Here is a 22,461-nt window from a genome sequence, read left to right as displayed (position 1 = left end):
CTGCGGTCTGCTGTCGTCTATTGTCAGGGAAGCGCGACGATCCACTTTACCGTTGGGGTTTAACGGCAAACTATCCAGAAAGACAAAGGCAGCAGGGATCATATAATTAGGTAGCCGTTGTTGGAGAAAATCAAACAATTCGGTATTAGTAATGGTTTCTCCAGGAATTGGCACAATGTAGGCTACTAGGCGTTTTTCATTGGCGGTTTCACCCTGTACCATTACCACCCCTTGGCTGACCTGGGGATGTTGATCTAAAACTGCTTCAATTTCACCTAGTTCAATGCGGAAGCCCCGAATTTTAACTTGATGATCACTGCGTCCGCAAAATTCAATTGTGCCATCAGGTAAGTAGCGGGCTAGATCTCCGGTTTTGTAAACAGTACGGGAGTGGGGCGATTCTCCTGGTTTTTTATACCCGATGTCTAGGGGAATAAATTTTTTCTTAGTCAAGTCATTCCGGTGGAGATAGCCTTGTGCTAAACCGACCCCTCCCACGTACAATTCACCTTTAACACCAATGGGGACTGGTTGCAGATGGGCATCGAGGATGTAAACTTGGGTGTTAGCAATGGGGCGACCGATAGGTACTGAAAGACCTAGTGCGGTGTCGGTTATGACGGGGAAACAGCAAGTAAAAGTAGTATTTTCTGTGGGACCGTAGCCGTTAATTACCCGACATTCCGGGAATTGGTGCAGCAGTTTTTGGATGTGGGAGACTGATAAGACATCGCCGCCGGCTAATAACTGACGGACTGGCTGTAAGTCTTCTAGGCGTTCATCTACCATGAGATGGAAAAGACTAGCGGTGAGCCAGAGGGTAGTTACTTGGTATTTTTGGATAATTTGCCCTAATTCTTCTAAAGATGATTGATTAGGGGGGGCGATCGCTAATTTGGCTCCATTTAACAAACTACCCCAAATTTCAAAGGTGGAAGCATCAAAGGAAATCGGTGCTAACTGTAAAAATACCTGTTCGGCGTTCAGTTGCACATAATTATTAGCTTTCACCAAACTCACCACACCACGGTGGCGAATACAGACACCCTTGGGTTTACCCGTAGACCCAGAAGTATACATAATATAAGCTAAGTCGTCGGCTTGAGATGGGATGGAGGGGTTTTCTGGACTTTCTTGCTTAATACTTTCGCTAATGGATTCTAAACAAGTGATTTTGGTTTCTACCTGAGTAGGAAGTTGGTCTACTAAATGTTTTTGTGTTAATAAAAGCGGTGGTTTAGCATCTGCTAACATCCAAGACAATCTTTCTAAAGGATAGTTAGGATCAAGGGGAACATAAACGCCACCAGCTTTGAGAATAGCCAACAATGCGATCGCCATTTCTAGGGAGCGTTCCACACAAATACCCACAGCATCCCCTAGTTGTACCCCTTGTTTAATCAGGTAGTGCGCCAACTGGTTAGAACGACTATTTAACTGGGTATAAGTCAAGCTTTGATCTGCAAAAAATAACGCCACCGCATCAGGTGTCTTCTCCACTTGTGCCACAAATACCTGATGAATCGCCATGTCAACCGGATACTCTGTCTCGGTGTCGTTCCACTCTACTAACAATTGATGTTGTTCTTGTGGACTCAACATTGGGAGTAAACCAACCGACTGTTCTGGTGTGGTGACAATTTCCGCGAGCAAATGCTGCAAATGACTCGTCATTCTGGCGATGGTTTCAGCCTCAAACAAGTCACAGTTATATTCCCATGTCCCCATTAATCCCTCTGGGGTTTCTTCCATTGACAGGGTTAAATCAAACTTAGCTGTAACTGTCTCAATGGGTAACGGTGTGAGACTCAACCCTGATAACTCTAAGTTACCCAAGGGCGCATTTTGTAAAGCAAACATTACCTGAAACAGAGGCGTATGGCTGAGATTGCGTTCCGGTTGCAGTGCTTCTACCACCTGCTCAAAGGGGACATCTTGGTGAGCATAACCATCTAACGCTACCTGTTTGACTTGTTGGAGTAATTCCGCAAAACTGGGATTACCGACAATTTGGGTTCTGAGTACCAAAGTATTCACAAAAAAGCCAATTAATGACTCTATCTCAGCCCGGTTGCGGTTAGCGATGGGTGTCCCCACCAGAATATCAGTCTGTCCACTGTAACGATGTAGCAAAGTGACAAAGGCTGTTTGCAGAGTCATAAACAGCGTTACGCCAGAATTTTGACTCAAAGCCTTGATTTTTTCCGTCAACTGCAACGACAGTGTAAAGTCTTGTTTGTTACCCCGGAAAGTTTGAATGGCTGGACGCGGTTTATCTGTGGGTAACTCTAATAAAGGCGGTGCGCCCGCTAGTTGTTGTTGCCAATAGTTAAGTTTAGCTTGTAATAGTTCCCCAGTTAAATATTGTCGTTGCCAAATTGCGAAGTCTGCATATTGAACGGGTAACTCTGGTAATGGTGTCGGTTTTCCTGTGCAGAAAGCTTGATAGAGTGCTGATAGTTCTTGGATGAAGATACCCACCGACCAGCCATCGGAAATAATATGGTGTATGGTGATCAGCAACAAATGAGACTCTTCACCTAAGCGGAACAACTCCACTCGTAGTAAAGGCGCATTTTGAAGATTAAAGGGTGTTTCGGCTGCTAAGACTAGCAAACGCTGGATTTCTGTGGTCTGTTCCTGGGTTGGTAATGGCTGTAAGTCTGTGAGGGTTACAGTGACAGTGGCGTGAGGATCAATGAATTGTACTGGTGTTCCATTCACCAATTTAAAACAAGTCCGCAGGATTTCATGACGGCGCACAATTTCCGCTAAGGCTTGTTCTACAGCCGTAACATTTAATTTCCCTGCTAACTGCAACGCCGCAGGTATATTGTAAGTAGCAGTACCACCATCTAATTGTTCTAAAAACCAGAGTCGCTGTTGCGCCCAAGATAAAGGTATATCGAGATTTTCTCTAGATACGGGTGTGAGGGGGGGTGCGGTTAATTCTAAATTGGTTTGACGCTGACTGTTAATCAGTTTGGCAAGTTGGATAACGGTGGGAGATGCAAATAATACCTGCAAAGGTAACTCAATTTGGAAAGTTTCCCGTAGACGAGAAATTAGTTGAGTGGCGATTAGGGAATGTCCGCCCAATTCAAAGAAATTATCATGGATACCGATGTTTTCCACCCCTAAAAGCAGAGAAAATAAATCGGCGATCGCCTGTTCTGTATCTGTGCGGGGTAAAACAAAATCAGTGGTTTTCTGTGTTTGGGTCGGCGCAGGTAATGCTTTGCGGTCAAGTTTACCGTTATTTGTTAAGGGGAAGATATCCAGATAAACAAACGCCGTCGGAATCATGTAATCCGGGAGGTTTTGTTTCAGGTGTTCTCGCAATTGGCTATCTGTCGGTGTTTGGGTCGCCACAATATAAGCCACTAATCGCTGATCTCCTGGCTGATCTTCCCGGACAATTACCACAACTTCCCGAATGTCAGCATATTTCGCTATGGCTGTTTCAATCTCTCCCAATTCAATCCGAAAACCGCGAATCTTCACCTGATGGTCAATGCGTCCCAGATATTCAATACTACCATCGGGTAAATAGCGAGCTAAATCACCAGTTTTATAGAGAGTAAGGTTATTTCTGTGTAAAGCTGCGCTGAATTTCTTTCCTTCCTTCTTTCTTTGTGTACTTCGTGTACTTCGTGGTTCGTTCCTCCTATAATTCAGTGCATCCTCATAAAGAATTGGTATAAGGTTATTTCCCCAGTTCCCAGTCCCTAATTGAATAAATCTATCCTGGGTTAATTCTGGACGATTGAGATAACCCCGCGCTACCCCAGCACCACCCACATACATTTCTCCGGGTACGCCAATGGGTACTGGCTGGAGTTGGTCATTTAATATATATAGTTGTAAATCGGGAATGGCTTTACCAATCACACTACTACGGCTGTGAGTATCTGCCCAAGTTAGAGGACGATAGGTAACGTGTACAGTGGTTTCGGTGATGCCGTACATATTAACTAATTGGGGGGTGCGATCGCCATGACGTTGAAACCAAGGTTGCAAACTTTCCGGTTCTAAGGCTTCTCCACCAAATACTACCCAACGCAGATTTAATTCCACTTCTGCCATTTCTGCTAACTGATCTACCCAAATCAACTGACGGAACGCCGAGGGGGTTTGATTGAGGACAGTAACCTGTTCTTGGGAAAGTAGATTGTAAAAGGCTTTCGGATCACGACTTACCCAATAGGGGACAATTACCAACCTTCCACCATAAAGCAATGCGCCCCACAGTTCCCACACCGAGAAGTCAAAAGCATAGGAATGGAACAGTGTCCAGACATCACTGGAGTTAAACTGATACCAGTTATCTGTAGCTTTAAATAGACGCGCCACATTGCTGTGATTGACTAAAACACCCTTGGGTTTACCCGTAGATCCAGAGGTATAAATTACATAGGCTAAATTATCAGGGGTAACGTCACAGCGCGGATTTTCTGGACTCAACTGACTCAGAGATTCCCCATCCGTATCGAAGCAGACAGTCTGAATATCAGTTAAATCTAGAGTCTCCAACCATTGAGATTGAGTCACTAAAACTGGAATTTGAGCATCACTTAACATAAACGCCAGGCGATCGCTGGGATAATCTGGATCTAAGGGTACATAAGCTCCCCCAGCCTTCAAAATACCTAATATCCCGATCACCATTTCCACAGAACGTTCAACGGACAAACCCACCAACACATCAGGTTTTACACCCAAGGTTTGTAAATGGTGCGCCAGTTGATTAGCACGAGTATTTAACTCAGCATAAGTCAGACTCGTATCTGCAAACACCACTGCTGTAGCGTCGGGTGTCTTCTGCACTTGGGACTCAAACCACTGATGCAGACATTGAGTAACAGGATACTCTCCTTGGATAGAGTTCCATTCCTGTAATATTTGCTGCTGCTCTGGGGATGAGAGGAGTAATTGATTTTGATAGAGTGCGGATGGTGCTGCGACCATTGCCGTTAAAGCATTGAGATAGTAACCTGCATAGTAGGTGACCTGTTCTCTACACAGTTGACTCGTCTGATAATTCAGAGCTAAATTTACCTGAGAGGAAACCAAATCCAAACTAAAATGCGCCACCAAAGTAAAATTAGTCTGTTCAAAGGTCTGATAATCTAAAACCTCAGATTCCTCTAAACTGAGAATCCCCTGATAGACGTGGAAATGGACGAAATTAAACGCAGTTTCAAATAAAGGCTGTCCACCACAGAGACGTTGGATTTCCGATAGAGGATAACGACGATGGGGTAAAGACCCTTGTTCTGCTTGAAAAACCTGTTGAATCAATTCTAACCAAGTACCACCGCCTAAGTGCGATCGCATTGGTAAAGTATTCAGAAATAGACCGATAATCTTTTCCCCATCTGCATTTTCCGGTCTCCCATTAGCCACCAAACCCGTTAACACATCCCCTTGATTGGTGAGTAAATTTAACACCCGTAAATGAGCAGCCAACAGTACACTTTTCAGAGGAACCCCAGCCTGACTAGCTAGTTGCTTCAAACCATCCGACAACTCAGCCGTAATTGCAACTTCCTCAATACCTACTTCTTCCTTAACTGCGGTTCGAGACGATTCCGGCCAGCGTGGTAACTCAGTAATTGAGACATCAGCCAGTTGTGACCGCCAATATTGCTGGGTCGTTTCCGATTCTAAAGCCGCACGTTCCAACGCCACAAAATCCCGGAAATCGAGGTGAGGACGTGGGGAGGGTTTGAGTAAATTTACATATTCTTGCCACAATTCCGTCAGTAAAGAGGCGACACTCCAACCATCAAGAATAGCGTGATGGAAACTAAAACTTAAATTAAAAGTTTCCCCACTGCGACGATGGACATAAAAACGCAACAGAGGCGGTTTTGTCCAATTAAAACTATGATGCTTTTCTGTTTCTATCCAATTATTAATAACTGCTTGTTGTTCAGCCGTTGTTAAATCACTAATATCATCCACCTGTAAAGGCACATCGACATTTTCATGTACCAACTGTAACGGCTCAGAAAAACCAGTCAAATCAAAACTGGTACGCAGCACAGCATGACGAGTCATCACTTGTTTAATTGCATTCTGCAACCCTGGTAAATCCAGATTCGCCCGCAAATGAAACGAAAAGACATCATGATAAACCGCCGAATCTGCATTCAATTCACTATGAAAAACCATCCCCCCTTGTAGTGCTGTCAGAGGATAAGCATCTGCTAATTCTGCGGGTAACTTTTCCCTATCTGTCTCCGAAATTAAACTAAAAGGCGATATCTGCGATGTGAGAGTAAAACTGACTTCTTTGCTGACTAATTCTGCTAATTCTGCAATAGTTTGGTATTGGAATAACTGTTGTAAAGACAAATCCCAACCAACTTGATTAGCCTTCGCCAAAATTTGGATACTACGAATCGAGTCCCCACCCAATGCAAAGAAATTATCATGTATCCCCACTTGGGAAACCCCTAAAACTTCCCCCCAAATATTCGCTAATAACTCTTGTTCTGGGGTTTGGGGTGGGGTAAAATCACTACCTAACTCTGTGCGAACATCAGGTACTGGTAACTTCTTCCGATCCAGCTTACCATTAGCCGTCAACGGGAAAGCATCCAGAGAAACAAACACAGCCGGAATCATGTAATCAGGTAACTGTTGCTTGAGATAATCTCGTAATTCACCATTACTAGGAGATGCACCATCAGCAACCAAATAAGCCACCAACCGCTTATTCCCCGGACTATCCTCCCGTACCACCACCACAGTTTGCCGGACGTGGGGATGATTTGCCAACTTCGCCTCAATTTCCCCCAACTCAATGCGAAAACCGCGAATTTTCACTTGGTCATCAATGCGACCCAAGTATTCAAGATTACCATCAGCCAAATAACGCGCCAAATCCCCAGTCTTATATAATACCTCTCCCCCAGAATCAATAAACCTCTCAGCAGTCAACTCTGGACGATTGAGATAACCCCTAGTTACCCCAGCACCGCCAACATACATTTCACCCCGCACCCCCACCGGCACAGGTTGCAAAAACTGATCCAGAATATAAACTTGTAAATCCGGAATTGGTACACCAATCACACTACTACTACACCCAGCATCCGCCATAGTCAAAGGACGGAAAGTTACGTGTACAGTAGTTTCCGTAATCCCGTACATATTCACCAACTGCGGACAAGCATCACCATGTCCCTCAAACCAAGGTAATAAACTCGTAGGGTCAAGCGCCTCACCGCCAAAAATCACCCAGCGCAAACCCATCTTCTGTTCTTCCTCTCTCCGCGCCTCTGCGCCTCTGCGTGAACCATCCACCCAAATCAACTGACGAAAAGCCGAAGGAGTCTGATTAAGAACCGTCACCCCTTCCCGACAAAGCAACTTATAAAACTCTTCCGGGTAACGACTGACAAAGAAAGGCACAATTACCAACCGCCCACCATGTAATAACGCGCCCCACATTTCCCACACCGAGAAATCAAAAGCATAGGAATGGAAAAGCGTCCAAACATCCCTCGCATCAAAGTTAAACCAATCCTGAGTAGCTGCAAATAGGCGAGTTACATTACTATGATTGACTAATACACCCTTGGGTTTACCCGTAGAGCCAGAGGTATAAATTACATAAGCTAAGTTTTCCGGTAAAACCCCAGTTTGAGGATTTTCTGAACTTTGAAGATAAATATTATCTCTATCAATATCTATAGGACTTACGCAAGAACTCTCTGAAACCCTCTTGACTTCGTGTCCTTCGTGTCCTTCGTGGTTCGTTTTTTCATAAATTTGCGTAAGTCCTGTATCTAAACAAATAATCTTAGCAGCAGTCACAGGTAAAGATTCTAACCACTTCGCCTGAGTTAATAACACCGACACCTGAGAGTCATCTAACATAAACGCCAAACGCTCAGGGGGATACTCAGGGTCAAGGGGTACATAAGCGCCTCCGGCTTTGAGGATACCCAATAAACCCACCATCATCTCTAGGGAACGCTCAACGCAGATACCCACTAAAACATCGGGACCCACACCCAAAGTTTGTAAATAGTGGGCTAATTGATTGGCGCGAGTATTTAACTGGCTGTATGTCAGACTTTCCTCGGCAAAAGTTACCGCTACAGCATCGGGTGTTTTTTCTACTTGCTGCTCAAATTTTTGATGCAGACATAACTCAACTACATACTCATGACGAGAATGTAAATCTGGGATTAACTTTTGTCGTTCAGCATCGCTAAGTAAAGGTAATTCTTGAACTGTTTGTTGAGGATTTGCAACAATTGCTGTTAATAAAGTCTGGAAATTCCCCGCCATGCGAGTGATGGTTTCAGGGTCAAACAAGTCGCTGTTATATTCCCAATTCCCGATGAGTCCTTGGGGTGTTTCTGTCATGGACAGGGTTAAATCAAACTTAGAGGTAATCGCCTCTATGGGTAACTGAGACAACTGTAACCCTGGTAATTCCAAAGTCCCCATAGGTGCGTTCTGCAACGCAAACATCACCTGAAACAAGGGTGTATGGCTGAGATTGCGTTGGAGTTGTAATGCGTCTACGACTCGCTCAAAGGGTACATCCTGGTGAGTGTAGGCATCCAGTGCTACTTGCTTGACTTGTTGGAGTAATTCTGCAAATGGGGGGTTATTTTCTAGATGCGATCGCAATACTAATGTATTGACAAAAAAGCCAATTAATGCTTCTGTTTCCGCTTGGCGGTTAGCGATGGGACTACCAACTAAAATATCTGTCTGACCACTGTAACGATGCAGCAAAGTCACAAAGGCTGCTTCTAAGGTCATAAACAGCGTTACCCCGAACTGCTGACTCAGGCGGTTGAGTTGTGCGGTTAGTTCTAGAGGTAAGGGAGAATCTTGACTGCTACCCCGGAAGGTCTGAATAGCTGGGCGTGGTCTGTCGGTGGGAAGTTCTAATAATGGTGGCGCGTCCTCTAGTTGCTTTTGCCAATAGTTGAGTTTTTGATTATATGCTTCCCCTTGTAACCATTCTCTTTGCCATACAGCAAAGTCTGCGTATTGAATGGTTAATTCTGGGAGAGGAGAAGGTTTACCTTGTAAAAATGCTGTATATAAATTAGATAGTTCCGGAATTAAAATCCCCAGAGACCAACCATCAGCCACAATGTGGTGCATATTGATCAGCAACACATGGGATTTTTCACTCAGCTTCAGGAGTGTCGCCCGCATCAGGGGCGCGGTGGTGAGGTCAAAGGGTTTCTCTGCGTCGAGGATGGCTAATTCTGTGACTTTATCAGCCGTAGCTCCCTGTAAATCCACTACTGGGAGGGTGACGTTAGCATCGGGATCAATGATTTGGAGAGCATGGCCGTCTACAGTGGTAAAACTGGTGCGTAAAACTTCATGACGACGGATAACTGTTTGTAAGGCTTGTTCCAGTGCGGGGATATTTAGCACCCCAGTCATTTCTACCGCCGCCGGCATATTATAGGTAGCACTGGCTCCTTCCATTTGGTAGAGAAACCAGAGGCGCTGCTGTGACCAGGATAGAGGTAAATTACCTTGGTCGCGGGGGACTGGGGTAATGGTTGCTACTTCTGTGTGGGAGTTTAGCTGTTGGAGAAAGCTGATAATTTCGGCTTTGCGATCGCCTAGAATACCACGAATTTCTGGCGTTAATTTGCCACTGGGCGCATTACACCGTAACTTTACACCCAGGGAGGAATTGGGGTGATCTTCTACCCACAGCTTGATGTCCTGATTTCCTAATTCAGATAAAAATTCGGCGATGGGTTTCATAATTCGATTTCCTCCCGGTCTTCTGATAGTTCCACGGATGTGGACTGTAATTTTTGGATAGTTGTGAGAATTTGCTGAATGTTAGCGGCGATTTCTCTGACGGTGGGTGACTCTAATAATTGCCGCAAAGGTAAATCTACACCAAATTTTTGTCGTAGGCGTGAAATAACCTGCATGGCATTTAGGGAATTACCGCCGATTTCAAAGAAATTATCCTCAATCCCGACTTTTTCCAAGTTGAGAATTGACGAAATAATTAGTGCGATCGCCCCCTCTTCTTCAGTACGAGGAGCAATATATGTAACTGCTGCATAAGTAGCTAAATCGGCTGGAGGTAACGCTTTTCGGTCTACCTTACCGTTAGCTGTGAGAGGAAAGGTATCTAAACAGACATAGGCTGCTGGTAGCAGATAATCTGGGAGTTTTTGCTTTAGGTAGTGGCGTAATTCGCTGTTTGTGGGCGCTGTTGTTTCCGGGATGAAGTACGCAATCAGGGTGTCCCCATCAGCTATAACTACAGTCTGTTTGACTTGGGGATGAGTTGCTAATTTAGTTTCAATTTCCCCTAATTCGATGCGGAAGCCCCGAATTTTGACTTGCTGATCGATACGTCCTCTAAATTCAATGATTCCATCTGGGCGGTAGCGTACTTGGTCGCCGGTTTTGTAGAGTTGAGGGTTGGTTTCACGCAGAGGAGCCACTGCGTTGGGCGGGTATCCCGACTTGAAGCAAGTGGCGTACGCAGAGGCGCAGAGAGTGGAGGAGATGAATTTTTCTGCGGTGAGGTCTGGTTTTTCCCAGTAACCTTGGGCTAGTCCTGCGCCGGCGGTGTATAGTTCTCCCCAAACTCCGATGGGGACTGGTTGTAACCCAGCATCTAGGATGTAAACTTGGGTGTTGGCTATGGGGCGACCGATGGGGACTGATGATTCTAGATTGCTGTCTTTAGTTATGGGGTAGCAACAGGTGAAGGTAGTATTTTCTGTGGGACCGTAACCGTTAATTAGTTGACATTGGGGTAAATATTCTAATACTTTCCTCACATGAGGGACTGATAAAACATCACCGCCGGCGATTAATTGTTTCACCCCTTTTAAGTCTTGCCAGCGTTCGTCTACCATAAGATGGAACAGGCTAGCTGTGAGCCACAGGGTAGTAATTTTATACTTCTGAATTACTTGTCCGATCTCCTCTAATGTCGGTTGGGCGATCGCCATCATCACTAATTTACTACCATTGAGTAAGCTACCCCAAATTTCCAAAGTTGCAGCATCAAAGCAGATGGGGGCTAATTGTAGCCAAACTTGCTCTGAGGTAAAGGCTAGATAATCTGTGTTTTTAACTAGACGGACTACGCCGCGATGGGGAATACTCACACCTTTGGGTTTACCAGTGGAGCCGGAGGTATAGATAATGTAGGCTAAGTTATCGGCTGTCGCCTCTGTCTGGGGGTTTTCTCTAGACTCTTGGCTGATATCTGCGGTATCTAAACACAGGGTTTTGCTCTCTTGGGGTAGCCTATCAACTAAATCCGTCTGAGTTAATACCACTACTGGCTGGACATCTTCCCACATCCAAAATAATCTTTCTTGGGGATAGTTGGGATCAAAGGGGACATAAGCACCGCCAGCTTTCAGGATACCTAAGACTCCCACAATAAAATCATGGGAACGCTGCATACATATCCCCACCGGGAAACCTGGCTTGACTCCCTGTTTTCTTAAATAGTGCGCTAGTTGATTAGCACGAATATTTAACTGGTTGTATGTAATTTCCTGATCTGAGCATAACAGCGCGATCGCATCAGGTGTTTTTTCTACTTGTTCTGCAAAGATATCCTGAATACACTTTTCCGCCGGATAATCAGTTGCTGTCGCGTTCCAATCTCCTAACAATTGTTGTAATTCTGTCTCTGTCAGCAGTGATAATTCCCCCATTGGTTGGCTGGGGTTAGAAATTACGGCTGTGAGTAAGGTTTGGAAATGTCCCAACCATCTCTCAATGGTAGCTGCATCAAATAAATCGCTATTGTAATGACAATCTACCAGCAGTTGATCATCTATTTGGGTGATATTCCAATGGATATCGTAATCAGTCGCCGTGATGGGTTGACTTAACCAACTGGTTTCCAGTGCGCCTAATTTGGGTAAGGTGATGGATCGATCTAAGTTAAAAGTAACAGTGACTAGAGGTGATCTACTAGCATCGGGAGTCAGGTTTAATTTTTGAATTAGTTCTGCAAAGGGATAATCCTGATGTTGGTAGGCTTCTAGTAAAACGTTCTTGATAGTGATTAAATGTTCAGAAAACGGAGTTGTATTTTGGTAGTCGCTGCAAACTGGCAAGACATGGGCGCAATAACCAACTAAACTATCACTACCTGCAAGCGATCGCCCGGCGGTGGGAATACCTAAAATAATCTGGTCTTGTCCTGTCAATCTGTGCAGTAATGTTGTGTATACCGCCAACAGAGTCATGAATACAGTACAACCATGCTCTAAACCGACTTTTTTAATCCCACTACCGATATTATTCTCTAACAGTAAACTCTCCTTACTACCGCGATAGCTTTTCAGGGGGGAGCGTGTTCTATCAGTGGGTAAATCTAAAGTCGGAATAGTCTCACCCAATTTTTCCAACCAGTAAGCCTCATGGCTAGCCATTTCCGCCGTCTGATCAGATTCCCTGCGCCAGTTGACGTATTCCCGGTATTGCATGGGGCTGGAAAGTTGGCACTTTTCACCTGCACACAGGGCTGTATATAAGGTGCTGAGTTCCTGGAGGATGACCCCCACAGACCAACCATCAACAATAATGTGATGACCAGTCAGGATGAGTACGTGTTCTTCTGGGGCTAGTTTCAGCAGGTGAGGGCGAAACAGAGGCGCTGTGGTCAGGTCAAAGGGAGATTGACTTAATTTTTCACCCAGAGTCCCAGAGTCGCCGGTGTCTGCTGTCAGGTCGGTAATGGGGATTTCTATGTTTAAGCTGGGGAAAATTCGCTGAATATCTCCTTCTGGACTGATGCTGGTTCTCAGTGCTTCGTGGCGGTTGACTATTTGCTGCATCGCCTGGGTTAAAGCGCTGAGGTTTAATTCACCTGCTAATTTCAGGCTGACTGATTCGTTATAGGCGCTGGCTGCATTTTCCCCTAGTTGCGCGATGACCCAAAGTTGTTTTTGGGCTGTGGTTAGGGGGGCGGTGGTAAAAAATTCTCGGTTTTGGTACAGTTCTCGCAGGGCGTTTAATTGGGGGAGACTCTCGACTACATCGGTAGAATTTACGCCAAAGTCAATTAAACAGGCGATTTCATCTACGCCGATGGCTTGTAAGTTAGCGATGATTTCCGCACAACTTTCAGGTGTACCAATTAAAGCACTAGATTCCACATAGCGATCGTAGGCAGAGGATAAAATATAATCTTTATCATCTTCACTGAGGCTATCAAAATCTATATTTAAGCCTTGACTTTTCACCAAATTTTGGAACAAAGCGACGGAAGAGGTGAGATAGTTACACAGTGGTTGTTTAGCTTGTTGGCGGGTGGTGGCTAGATCTTCACCGACGAAAGTATGGAGTAACACCGTTACCCTTCCTAAAGCCGGGTTGTGACCACTTTCAACTAAAGATCTCCGGTATAGGGCGATGTTATCCGCCAAATCTTCTGTACTCTGACCCATGAGGTTAGTTAATACCCCCGCACCCATTTCACCGGCTTTAATGTAAGTATCTGGATTGTTGACAATGGTAATCCAGTCTTGTAATTCCCTCTGCATGGGTTTGGGGTATACTTCCACGCTGACAGTTGCACCCACTCCGTTCTGCACTGCAATTGATTCTCCCCGCCACAATTTGCGGACAGTTTCTATCTGTTCAAACATCAGTTGTCGATGTTTTCCAAAGGACTGGGGCGCAAATACAAAGTCGTTGGGATTCCAGCCGGAAGCATAGGAAATTCCCACCCGTCCGTGGGAAAGATTATCCACTACTGACCATTCTTCCACTACGCGGATGGGATGGTGTAGGGGGAGGACTACGCTACCGGAACGAATGTGAATATTTTCCGTTTCTCTAGCCAGGGCTGCTGCAATTACTGAGGGGTTGGGGGAAAAACCACCAAATTCATGGAAATGTCTTTCAGGAATCCAAACGGCACTAAAGTGATTTTGGTCGGCAAATTTAGCCCCGGTAAATAACAGGTCATATTTATCCCCGCTAAATTCTGAAGCGTAGTTGCCAAAATAATACAAACTAAATTGCACTTTTTGGCTAGGGATATGCAGGGTTTTTTCCCTGGGGGTGGTTTGATGTTTGCGCCGTTCCCAAAAACCAGTTGCATTTGTGGACTGGTTGAGGCTAGTTACTGGAACCGACGCTAGAGACTTTTTTGCGGTGATTTTCTCCTCCCCCTGGCTGTTTTGTGATATTGGGGGAAAACAACCACCGGCACGCATTTCACTAATGCTTTCTGCTACTGCTTGAATTATGGCTTGAATATCTGCGTCGGTGTGGGCTGTGGAGAGAAAACAGGTGCGTCCTTCCCAAATATAGATCCCTTTTTCTAGGAGGTGGTAAAAGAAGGCATCTATGTTACTGGTGAATACAAACCGGAATAGTGAACCGAAATGTACGACTCGGATATCAATTTGGTTTTCGGTGAAGATGGTGTTGAGTTCTTGGACTAGGTAAGCGGTGCGGGCGTTTAAGTTGGTTTGTAATTGTGTACCTTGCTGTTTGAGATATTTTAAGGCGGCGCGACAAGTAGCCATTGGTAGGGGGTGCTTGTTAAATGTGCCGGCGAAAAATGTTCTGTCTGCTTGAGGATAGGAATTGTCCCCAAATTGCCAATATCCGCCGTCTATACCATCCATGAATTTGGCTTTACCTGCTACTGCGGCTAGGGGTAAGCCTCCACCAAATATCTTGCTATAGGTGGCTAAATCAGCCTGTACGCCGAAGTGGGCTTGCGCTCCTCCTAAGTGAATCCGGAAGCCTGTCATAATTTCATCAAAAATTAAGGCTGTGCCGGCGGCGGTGGTCAGCTGACGCAATTCCTGTAAAAATTCTCGCGGTTGTAGGTCAGGAAAGCGACTCTGTACTGGTTCTACTAGCACGGCGGCTAGGGTGGGCATTTCGGCGCGGAGAATTTCTAGGGATTGGCGATCGCCATAGTTGAGAACTAAGACATCTTTGACGCTATTGGCGGCGATACCGTTGGCTAGTGGTACGCCAGACATTCCTTCTGGTTGCGCTAAGACTCCATCAAAATGCCCGTGATAGGAACCTGTAAAAATGGCAATGCGATCGCGTTGGGTAGCAGTCCGGGCTAATCTTAAAGCTACCATCACCGATTCTGAGCCGGATTGACAAAATGTCGCTCTTTCCGCCCCAGTCAGTTCACAGAGTAATTCTGCGGTTTCCAAGGCTAATTCTGGTTGGGGACCGACAGCCACACCTTTTTCCAGTTGTTCTTGAATGGCGGCGGTGAAGAATGGCGCACTATGTCCAAACAAATGTGTCCCAAAACCCATCGCCAAATCAATATACTCGTTACCATCTAAATCCCAAAAATGTGAGCCTTGATAATGTGACCCCACAATGGGATACAACATTTCTTTAATTCCCATGCGGAATCCCGCTACAGCCCGGTTATCCGCTAGTTGATGGCGAGAAGCTTGCGCCCTTTCCTGGGATTTGCGGGTGCGTTGGGTATAACGTTGGATCAGGGCTTCTAGGTGAGGCGTAGCTTGTGGGCTAGGGGCGTTATAGCTCTGGGGTTTATGTGGGTTTGTCCTCTGGGTAGCTTGGGGTGTCGGCTGTGGGCTGACCTGGGGTGTAGGTATAAATTCTGGCTGAGTTGATGGCTGACTCCCGCCTAACACCTGCAATTGCTGGGACATGATTTGCAGTTGCAACGCCATGACATTTTCTATTGCTGTGCCGGGCTTTGCCCCATTACCATTGTGGCTTTTACCGTTAGTTGCTGGCAGGGCAATGTTCGCAATAGTTGGAGTAGGTTCTACATATTGAGTCGTTACAATCCCGGAGGTTTTGCCATTCCCATTAGTAACAATTGCCTCTTGAGCAGGAGGAGTTTCACTGACTAGACTAACTGGCAGATGCTGGGCAATATAGCTAGCTAATGCGGCGATGGTGGATAATTCTTCAAAAAACTGACGAATGGCAATTTTCACGCCAAAGGTGTTTTCAATGTTGCGTACCCCTTCCATTAAAAAGATAGAGTCTGCACCCATTTCTAGGAATGGTGTATTGACATCTATCTGATGGGGAGGAACTTGCAGGACTTGGCTGAGTAAAGAACGCAGTTGATCAAGGATTTCTTCTAGGCGCTGGGTATGGGTAGATGCAGTGTTTTGGTTGGTGGGGTTCATGGGGATATGTTTGTCTTCAATCCAGTAATTTTGGCGTTGAAAGGGATAAGTAGGCAGTGAGAGGCGTGGGTATGGATAGTCTAGGGCTAATGCTGCCCAATTAATGGCGACACCTTGGATGTATAAGCTAGATAAGCTGTGAAGCATTACCTGATAATCGTCTTGGGTGGGCATCAGAGAAGTTAGCCAAACAGCATGATTTTCTGAGGGACATCGTTTACCCAAGTTAGTTAAAACTGATTTCGGTCCCAGTTCTAAGAAAATTTCACAGGCTAATTCCTGTAGGGTATTGATGCCGTCTTTAAATCTGACTGGGGCGCGGGTGTGGTTTTGCCAGTAGGCGATGTCAGGAGTTTTTCCCGGTGGGTATACTTTGCCGGTGACGTTAGAAATTAAGGGGATTTGCGGCGCTTTGTAAGTAATTTCCCGGAGTCGATCGCCAAATTTATCTAAGATTGGCTCTACTAAGGGAGAATGAAAAGCATGGGAAACTTTCAGGCTGCTGGTTGCGATGCCTTGTTTTGCTAAGACTGCAACTATGGCTGCTAGTGATGCCTGTTTGCCGGAAATTACTAGACTTTCCGGGGCGTTAATGGCGGCGATCGCTACATCTGTATACGGTGCGATCGCCTGGCGGACTTGGGTTTCATCTGCCAAAACTGCCACCATGCTGCCTCCCGCAGGTAGGGATTGCATTAACTTGGCACGTTGGGCGATCAGTTTTAAACCATCTTCCAGACTAAATACACCCGCTACACAAGCGGCGACATATTCCCCCACACTATGACCAATCACCGCAGCTGGTTTTATTCCCCAAGATTGCCATAATTTATACAGCGAATATTCTAAGGCAAATAAGGCTGGTTGGCTATATGCCGTTTCGTTGATGGGGGATTGAATTTCGGCTTTGTTCTGTGTGGGGGGATAGAGGATTTCTAATAGGGGTTTTTCTAAATAGGGGCGTAAAATTTGGTCGCAATTATCTAGGGTTTGGCGGAATACTGGCTGGGTGTCATAGAGTTGTTTTCCCATGCCGAGGTATTGGGAACCTTGACCAGTGAAGAGAAGGGCGATTTTAGGAGTTTTTCTGTGGGTGAGGTGATTCTGTAACAGTCCTGGGGCTGTCTGTGTTTCTACCCAGCCGTGGAGTTGAGTTTGTAACTGGGCTATAGAATCAGTGACCACAGCCAAACGATGCTCAAAATGAGTCCGTCCTGTATTGGCTGTCACACACAACTCGGCTAAGGATATCTCTGGATGAGTTTGTAAATAATTTGTATATTTTTTAGCTAATTCTTGGAGTGCTTTCTCGGTTTTCGCTGACAAGGTTAACAGATGTAATGGCAGTTCCGGGACTGTTGACTTTTGATTCTCAACGGCGGTGAGATGATTCTCTAAGACAATATGCACGTTAGTTCCACTCATCCCAAAGGAACTGACTCCGGCGATGCGTGATGGCTCTGGGGTTTGCCAAGGTGTGGATTTAGTCGGAACTACCAAAGGCAAGTTTTCCCAAGGAATATGGGGGCTTGGTTGCTGGAAGTGTAGGTGGGGTGGAATTTCGCCGTGATGCAGTGCTAAGACTGCTTTGATTAAACCTGCAATGCCGGCGGCGGCTTCTAGGTGTCCCAGGTTGGTTTTCACTGAACCAATCATTAATGGGGTTTCTGGGGAACGTTGGCGACAAAATACTGATGCTAATGCGCCGACTTCTATGGGGTCTCCCAGACTAGTACCAGTACCGTGGGCTTCGATGTAGGTGACTTGTTCTGGTGTGACTTTGGCGTTCTGGAGGGCTTGCTGAATCAGTCGCTCTTGGGCGAGTTGGTTGGGTACGGTTAAACCGCTACTGGGGCCGTCGTGGTTGACTGCTGCGCCGCGAATTGTTGCCCAAATGCGATCGCCATCGGCTACTGCATCGGATAATCTTTTGAGAATAATTACCCCACAGCCTTCACTTCTGCCAAAACCATCAGCCGCCGCATCGAAGGTTTTACAACGACCATCAGGAGCTAAGGCGTGACTACGGGAAAGAAACAGGCTAGTTTCTGGGAATAAGTTTAAGTTAACACCACCGGCGATCGCCAGATGACATTCCCCACTGCGTAAACTCTGGCTAGCTAAATGCACCGCCACTAGGGATGATGAGCAGGATGTATCCATTGCTAAGTTCGGTCCCTGTAACCCCAATACATAGGACAACCGACCAGAAGCAAAGCATAAACCGTTACCTATACCATCATGGGCGCTGATATTCTCCGCGCGGTCTGCATTCATCCGCAGTTTGGCGTAATCATTGGGACCCACCCCCAAAAACACCCCGGTCAAACTATTCACTAGTTGTTTTGGATTAATCCCCGCCTCTTCTAAGGCTTCCCAAGCTACCTCTAATATCAGGCGTTGCTGGGGGGAGATACTGGGTGCTTCTCTAGGAGAAATGCCAAAAAACTGCGGGTCAAATTGGTCTACATTTTCCAAAAATCCCCCAGAGCGGGTGTAAACTTTCCCTGGGGTATCGGGATTGGGATCATAGTATTCATCAATGTTCCAACGGCTTTTAGGCACTTCTGTAATGGCATCCACACCATCACACAATAACTGCCAAAATGTCTCCGGGTTATTAGCTCCTCCAGGAAATCTACAACCTATACCAATAATGGCGATGGGTTCGCTTTTAGCCCGCTCAAAGGCTTCTAGTTTGGCGCGGGCTTCTTTAAGTGCTAATAACATCCGTTGGGATGTCGTCATTTGCTCGGTAGTGTCGGAACTCATCAGAATAACCTCACCCTGTTAATTTATTTAGACAGCAATAGATGCAGAAAACTCTCGCAATGACTTCTGGTTATTCTGTATGGCCTTGTTGATGGAACCTCCATTGGCCATAACTTTCATTTCCCGGTTAATCGGCCATAAGTAATCAAGATTGCTAGTAAATCGACACAAATCTGTCTGGAGACGCTGATGATATTTCAGATTCACATGAAAACCTTCATGGTCATCACACAAAGATTTTTCTAGCCAATGTAATGCATCTTCATGAGACATATCAAAAACAGGCGATCGCAGAAGCTTATAATAGAAGGGTAAGAAATTCCTATCTTCTCTAAATCCAGACATCATCCCCCCAGACAATTGTCCTAAAAGACCCTTTTGAATCATATAGATAATCACATTAGATACTAATTTCTCATAAGCTGTTGGCTGAGAAAAATCTTTGTACATATCTCTCCCAATTAGCTGGGAAGTTGTTGTATGAAAGGATTCATCTAATAAATGATAGTGAGAAATTGCTGTAGGTGTAGGGATAAAATCTCCCTTCTTGGCTAAATCTCGAAAATATTTAGTATAGCGATATTCATAGCTCTTTAAAGCTAAATTGGCTGTAAATCTATAGGTGAAATGCTGACAAGCTAGAAATGGTGAACTACCCCAATTAAAAGTCAGAAATTTATGTAGTGACTGAGGGATGGCTGAATTGATATATCCTTTTACAGGGGGAATAACATTACCTTTTGCTTCCAATTCCTGTAAATGGGTAGAATAGCAATAGTTAGCATTTTGCAGCATCATTTTATTAATGAAATGCAAAGCCCGATATTCCAAATCTGAAGGGGATGATTTCTGGGGTTTCTGATTAAATACTTTTGGTAATAGTTTCTCGCGCAAACTTCCTTTACTAACTTTTTTAGGATTGCTACCGAGTAATTTCTTACCAAACAAACCAGTTTTAATTTTATAAGAAACTTTCTGAAATGTGTGAATGTGAGTATATTCTTGTTCTGTTTCCAGGTCTAATGTCGAGCAGAGAGTTTCATAGTCACTAAAATAACCAAATACACCGGATGTCACCTGATTATAGTGAATAGCACTAGATTCACTAGCCGCAATGAAATCATACTGAATAGGCCAATACAGGTGGTTAAGAGCTAACTTCTGTGAAGGAGAAGCCTCGGCATAAAGGGGAGTTCCATATAAAATAGAAAGCTCAGGATCACTCCAGTAATGCTCACTATTGCTGGCATAATCAAAGCTTTTTTCTAATGACTCCATTTTCTCTGTATAGTCGGAGTCAAGATTATTTTTGTGATTAATTTCACAAACTTTAATATGTCTTTTATTTGGAGATTTTTCTAGTTCGTCTTCAGTAGCAATATTTTCAATCATGATTTTATCCTCATTCCTGACAAGTTATATATAATGGATATTTTTTCTAGGAATCAACACTTAAGATGGAGCCTATATGTTCTGCTAAATCTCCAATTGTGGAATAATCATAAACTAATGTGGGATCTAAATTACAGCCGAGCCAAACTTCTAACTCTCCCATCATGCCTATAATCATGGAAGAATCTAGACCATATTCATCGAACAGCATTTTAATGTCAATTTCATCGGGGGTAATTTCGAGAATATCCGCCATCTCTGAAATTAACCAGTCTTGGATTTCTTCCGTAGAGCGAATATTTTTGCTGTTTGTTGTTGTCATTTTATTTTGATGATTTAAGAGGATTTTTCCAAGACGGTGCTAAAGCCACAACTACGAAGAACTAATCAGGTTTTTATTATCTGAATATAACACTTCCAAGTTATTTTCTAACAATTTTTCTCGACATAATCGGCGCTGAATTTTACCACTAGATGTTTTAGAAATAGTATTGGTTTTAATTAAGAATATGCTATAAACTTGGAGTTCATGTTGTTGAGTTATTGCTTTGCGAATAGCGATAATTACCTCTTCTCCTTCCAGTTTTCTCAGCCAAGTCCTTTCCACCTCCTGAACAATAACTAGTTTTTCTTCTTCATTGACTTTCACAGTAAAGGCTGCGCCAAAACTGGTTCGTAAAGCCGGGTGACTTTGTTCCACTGTGAGTTCAATATCTTGGGGGTAATGATTCCGTCCCCGGATAATCATCACATCTTTCATGCGTCCGGTGATAAATAATTCACCATCGAGTAAAAAGCCTAAATCACCTGTCCGCAGAAATGGACCCGCGCCTGTATCTGCGAGGTAGGCGTGAAAGGTTTGCTGTGTCTCTTCTAGCCTTTGCCAATAACCACCGGCTATTGAAGCCCCAGATACCCAAATTTCACCAATTTCATCGGGTGGACACTGAGTTAATGTTTCGGGATTAGCGATCGCAATCTTACCATCTAGCCATACCCGTCCACACCCGACGAATTGCTTCACCTTTGGCCCTTCTTTTTCAGTAATAACGACGCGGTTATTTTCCAGTGCTTCGGCTTCCACAGCACAATAGACCGGCTCATCTTCTCCCAATCCTCCAGAAACCATTACAGTAGCTTCAGCTAATCCATAACAGGGATAAAAGGCGCGACGACGGAAACCGCAAGGTTGGAATATCTGAGTAAATTTTTCTACGGTGGCTTGATTAATTGGTTCAGCACCACAGTAAGCATCAAGCCAACTACTCAAATCCAATTCCTGTATTTGTTCAGAAGTAATTTTTTTAGTGCAGAGGTCATAACCAAAGTTGGGACCACCGCAATGGGTAGCACGATATTTAGAAATAGCTTGCAGCCAGCGAATTGGTTGCTGTACAAAGGATGCAGGCGGCATTAATACCCCCAGAAACCCAGTGTAAAAAGGTTGTAAAATGCCATCAATTAAGCCCATATCATGAAAATTGGGCAACCAAGACACAGAAACGCTGGCGGATGAAAGTTTACAAGCTTGTTTGATGTATTCAGAATTGTGGAGTAAGTTACCATGACTGACCATGACACCCTTTGGTGTTCCTGTCGAACCGGAGGTGTATTGCAGAAAGGCGAGACTGTCTCGGCTGAGTTGTGGTGGTTCCCAGTCTAAAGAATCACAGTCATCAGTAGCCAGGAGTGGGATACCTGCTAATTTGGTATTCTCACTAAACCACTCCTGGAGTTGGGGTAATAAAGATTTCGTAGTTAAAATTACCTGGGCTTGAGAATCGGTAATAATTGCTTCCAGTCGGGATAATTTCTGATTCCGGCGGGGTGGATAGGCTGGTACAGCTACAACTCCGGCATATAAACAACCAAAAAAGGCAGCAATAAATTCTAAACCTGATGGATATAGTAACAGAGCGCGATCGCCTGTTTTGACTGTGATTTGAAGTTGGCTGGCGATCGCTTGTGCTTGTTGTGCTAAAGTTCCATAGGTGAAACTACCAGCTTCCACTTCCCCATTTTGGAGAAAGGTAAACGCAGTTTTCGACCCTTGCATTTTGGCGCGATATTGCAGCAATTCTACTAAAGTGGAGAACTGGTTACTTAAAACTGGTGCTTCCTGACTGTCTGTTAAAATCAT

At 44.8% G+C, this 22,461-nt stretch carries 4 protein-coding genes and 2 pseudogenes; all 6 read right to left on the bottom strand.

Annotation, left to right across the window (positions count from 1 at the left end; genetic code table 11):
* Positions 1-42 precede the first annotated feature (42 nt).
* Positions 43-6,198: pseudogene (locus VB620_RS20940) on the bottom strand (amino acid adenylation domain-containing protein); the annotation flags it as partial.
* A gap of 102 nt (positions 6,199-6,300) precedes the next feature.
* Positions 6,301-9,765, bottom strand: a pseudogene (locus tag VB620_RS20935) (amino acid adenylation domain-containing protein); the annotation flags it as partial.
* A complete protein-coding gene (locus VB620_RS10975) occupies positions 9,762-18,929 on the bottom strand; it encodes a non-ribosomal peptide synthetase/type I polyketide synthase (protein WP_323196188.1) in 9,168 nt (3,055 codons plus the stop codon). The pseudogene VB620_RS20935 and the gene VB620_RS10975, both read right to left, overlap by 4 nt.
* A 27-nt stretch (positions 18,930-18,956) precedes the next feature.
* Positions 18,957-20,321, bottom strand: coding sequence for a hypothetical protein (locus tag VB620_RS10970; protein WP_323196187.1), 1,365 nt, complete (start codon positions 20,319-20,321; stop codon positions 18,957-18,959).
* Positions 20,322-20,367: 46 nt separating this feature from the next.
* Positions 20,368-20,643, bottom strand: a complete 276-nt coding sequence (locus VB620_RS10965) for an acyl carrier protein (protein ID WP_323196186.1) — start codon at positions 20,641-20,643, stop codon at positions 20,368-20,370.
* 51 nt (positions 20,644-20,694) lie between these two features.
* Positions 20,695-22,461 (bottom strand): fatty acyl-AMP ligase, encoded by a 1,767-nt coding sequence (locus VB620_RS10960; RefSeq protein WP_323196185.1) that lies wholly within the window; start codon positions 22,459-22,461, stop codon positions 20,695-20,697.

The sequence above is a fragment of the Nodularia harveyana UHCC-0300 genome (genome assembly GCF_034931085.1).
GTDB classification, from domain to species: Bacteria; Cyanobacteriota; Cyanobacteriia; order Cyanobacteriales; family Nostocaceae; genus Nodularia; species Nodularia harveyana.
This window is presented reverse-complemented; position numbering and strand designations above follow the sequence as displayed.

Coding starts and splice junctions, on each gene's coding strand:
- VB620_RS10975 (WP_323196188.1), bottom strand. CDS start 18,929: ATGAGTTCCGACACTACCGAGCAAATGACGACATCCCAACGGATGTTA.
- VB620_RS10970 (WP_323196187.1), bottom strand. CDS start 20,321: ATGATTGAAAATATTGCTACTGAAGACGAACTAGAAAAATCTCCAAAT.
- VB620_RS10965 (WP_323196186.1), bottom strand. CDS start 20,643: ATGACAACAACAAACAGCAAAAATATTCGCTCTACGGAAGAAATCCAA.
- VB620_RS10960 (WP_323196185.1), bottom strand. CDS start 22,461: ATGATTTTAACAGACAGTCAGGAAGCACCAGTTTTAAGTAACCAGTTC.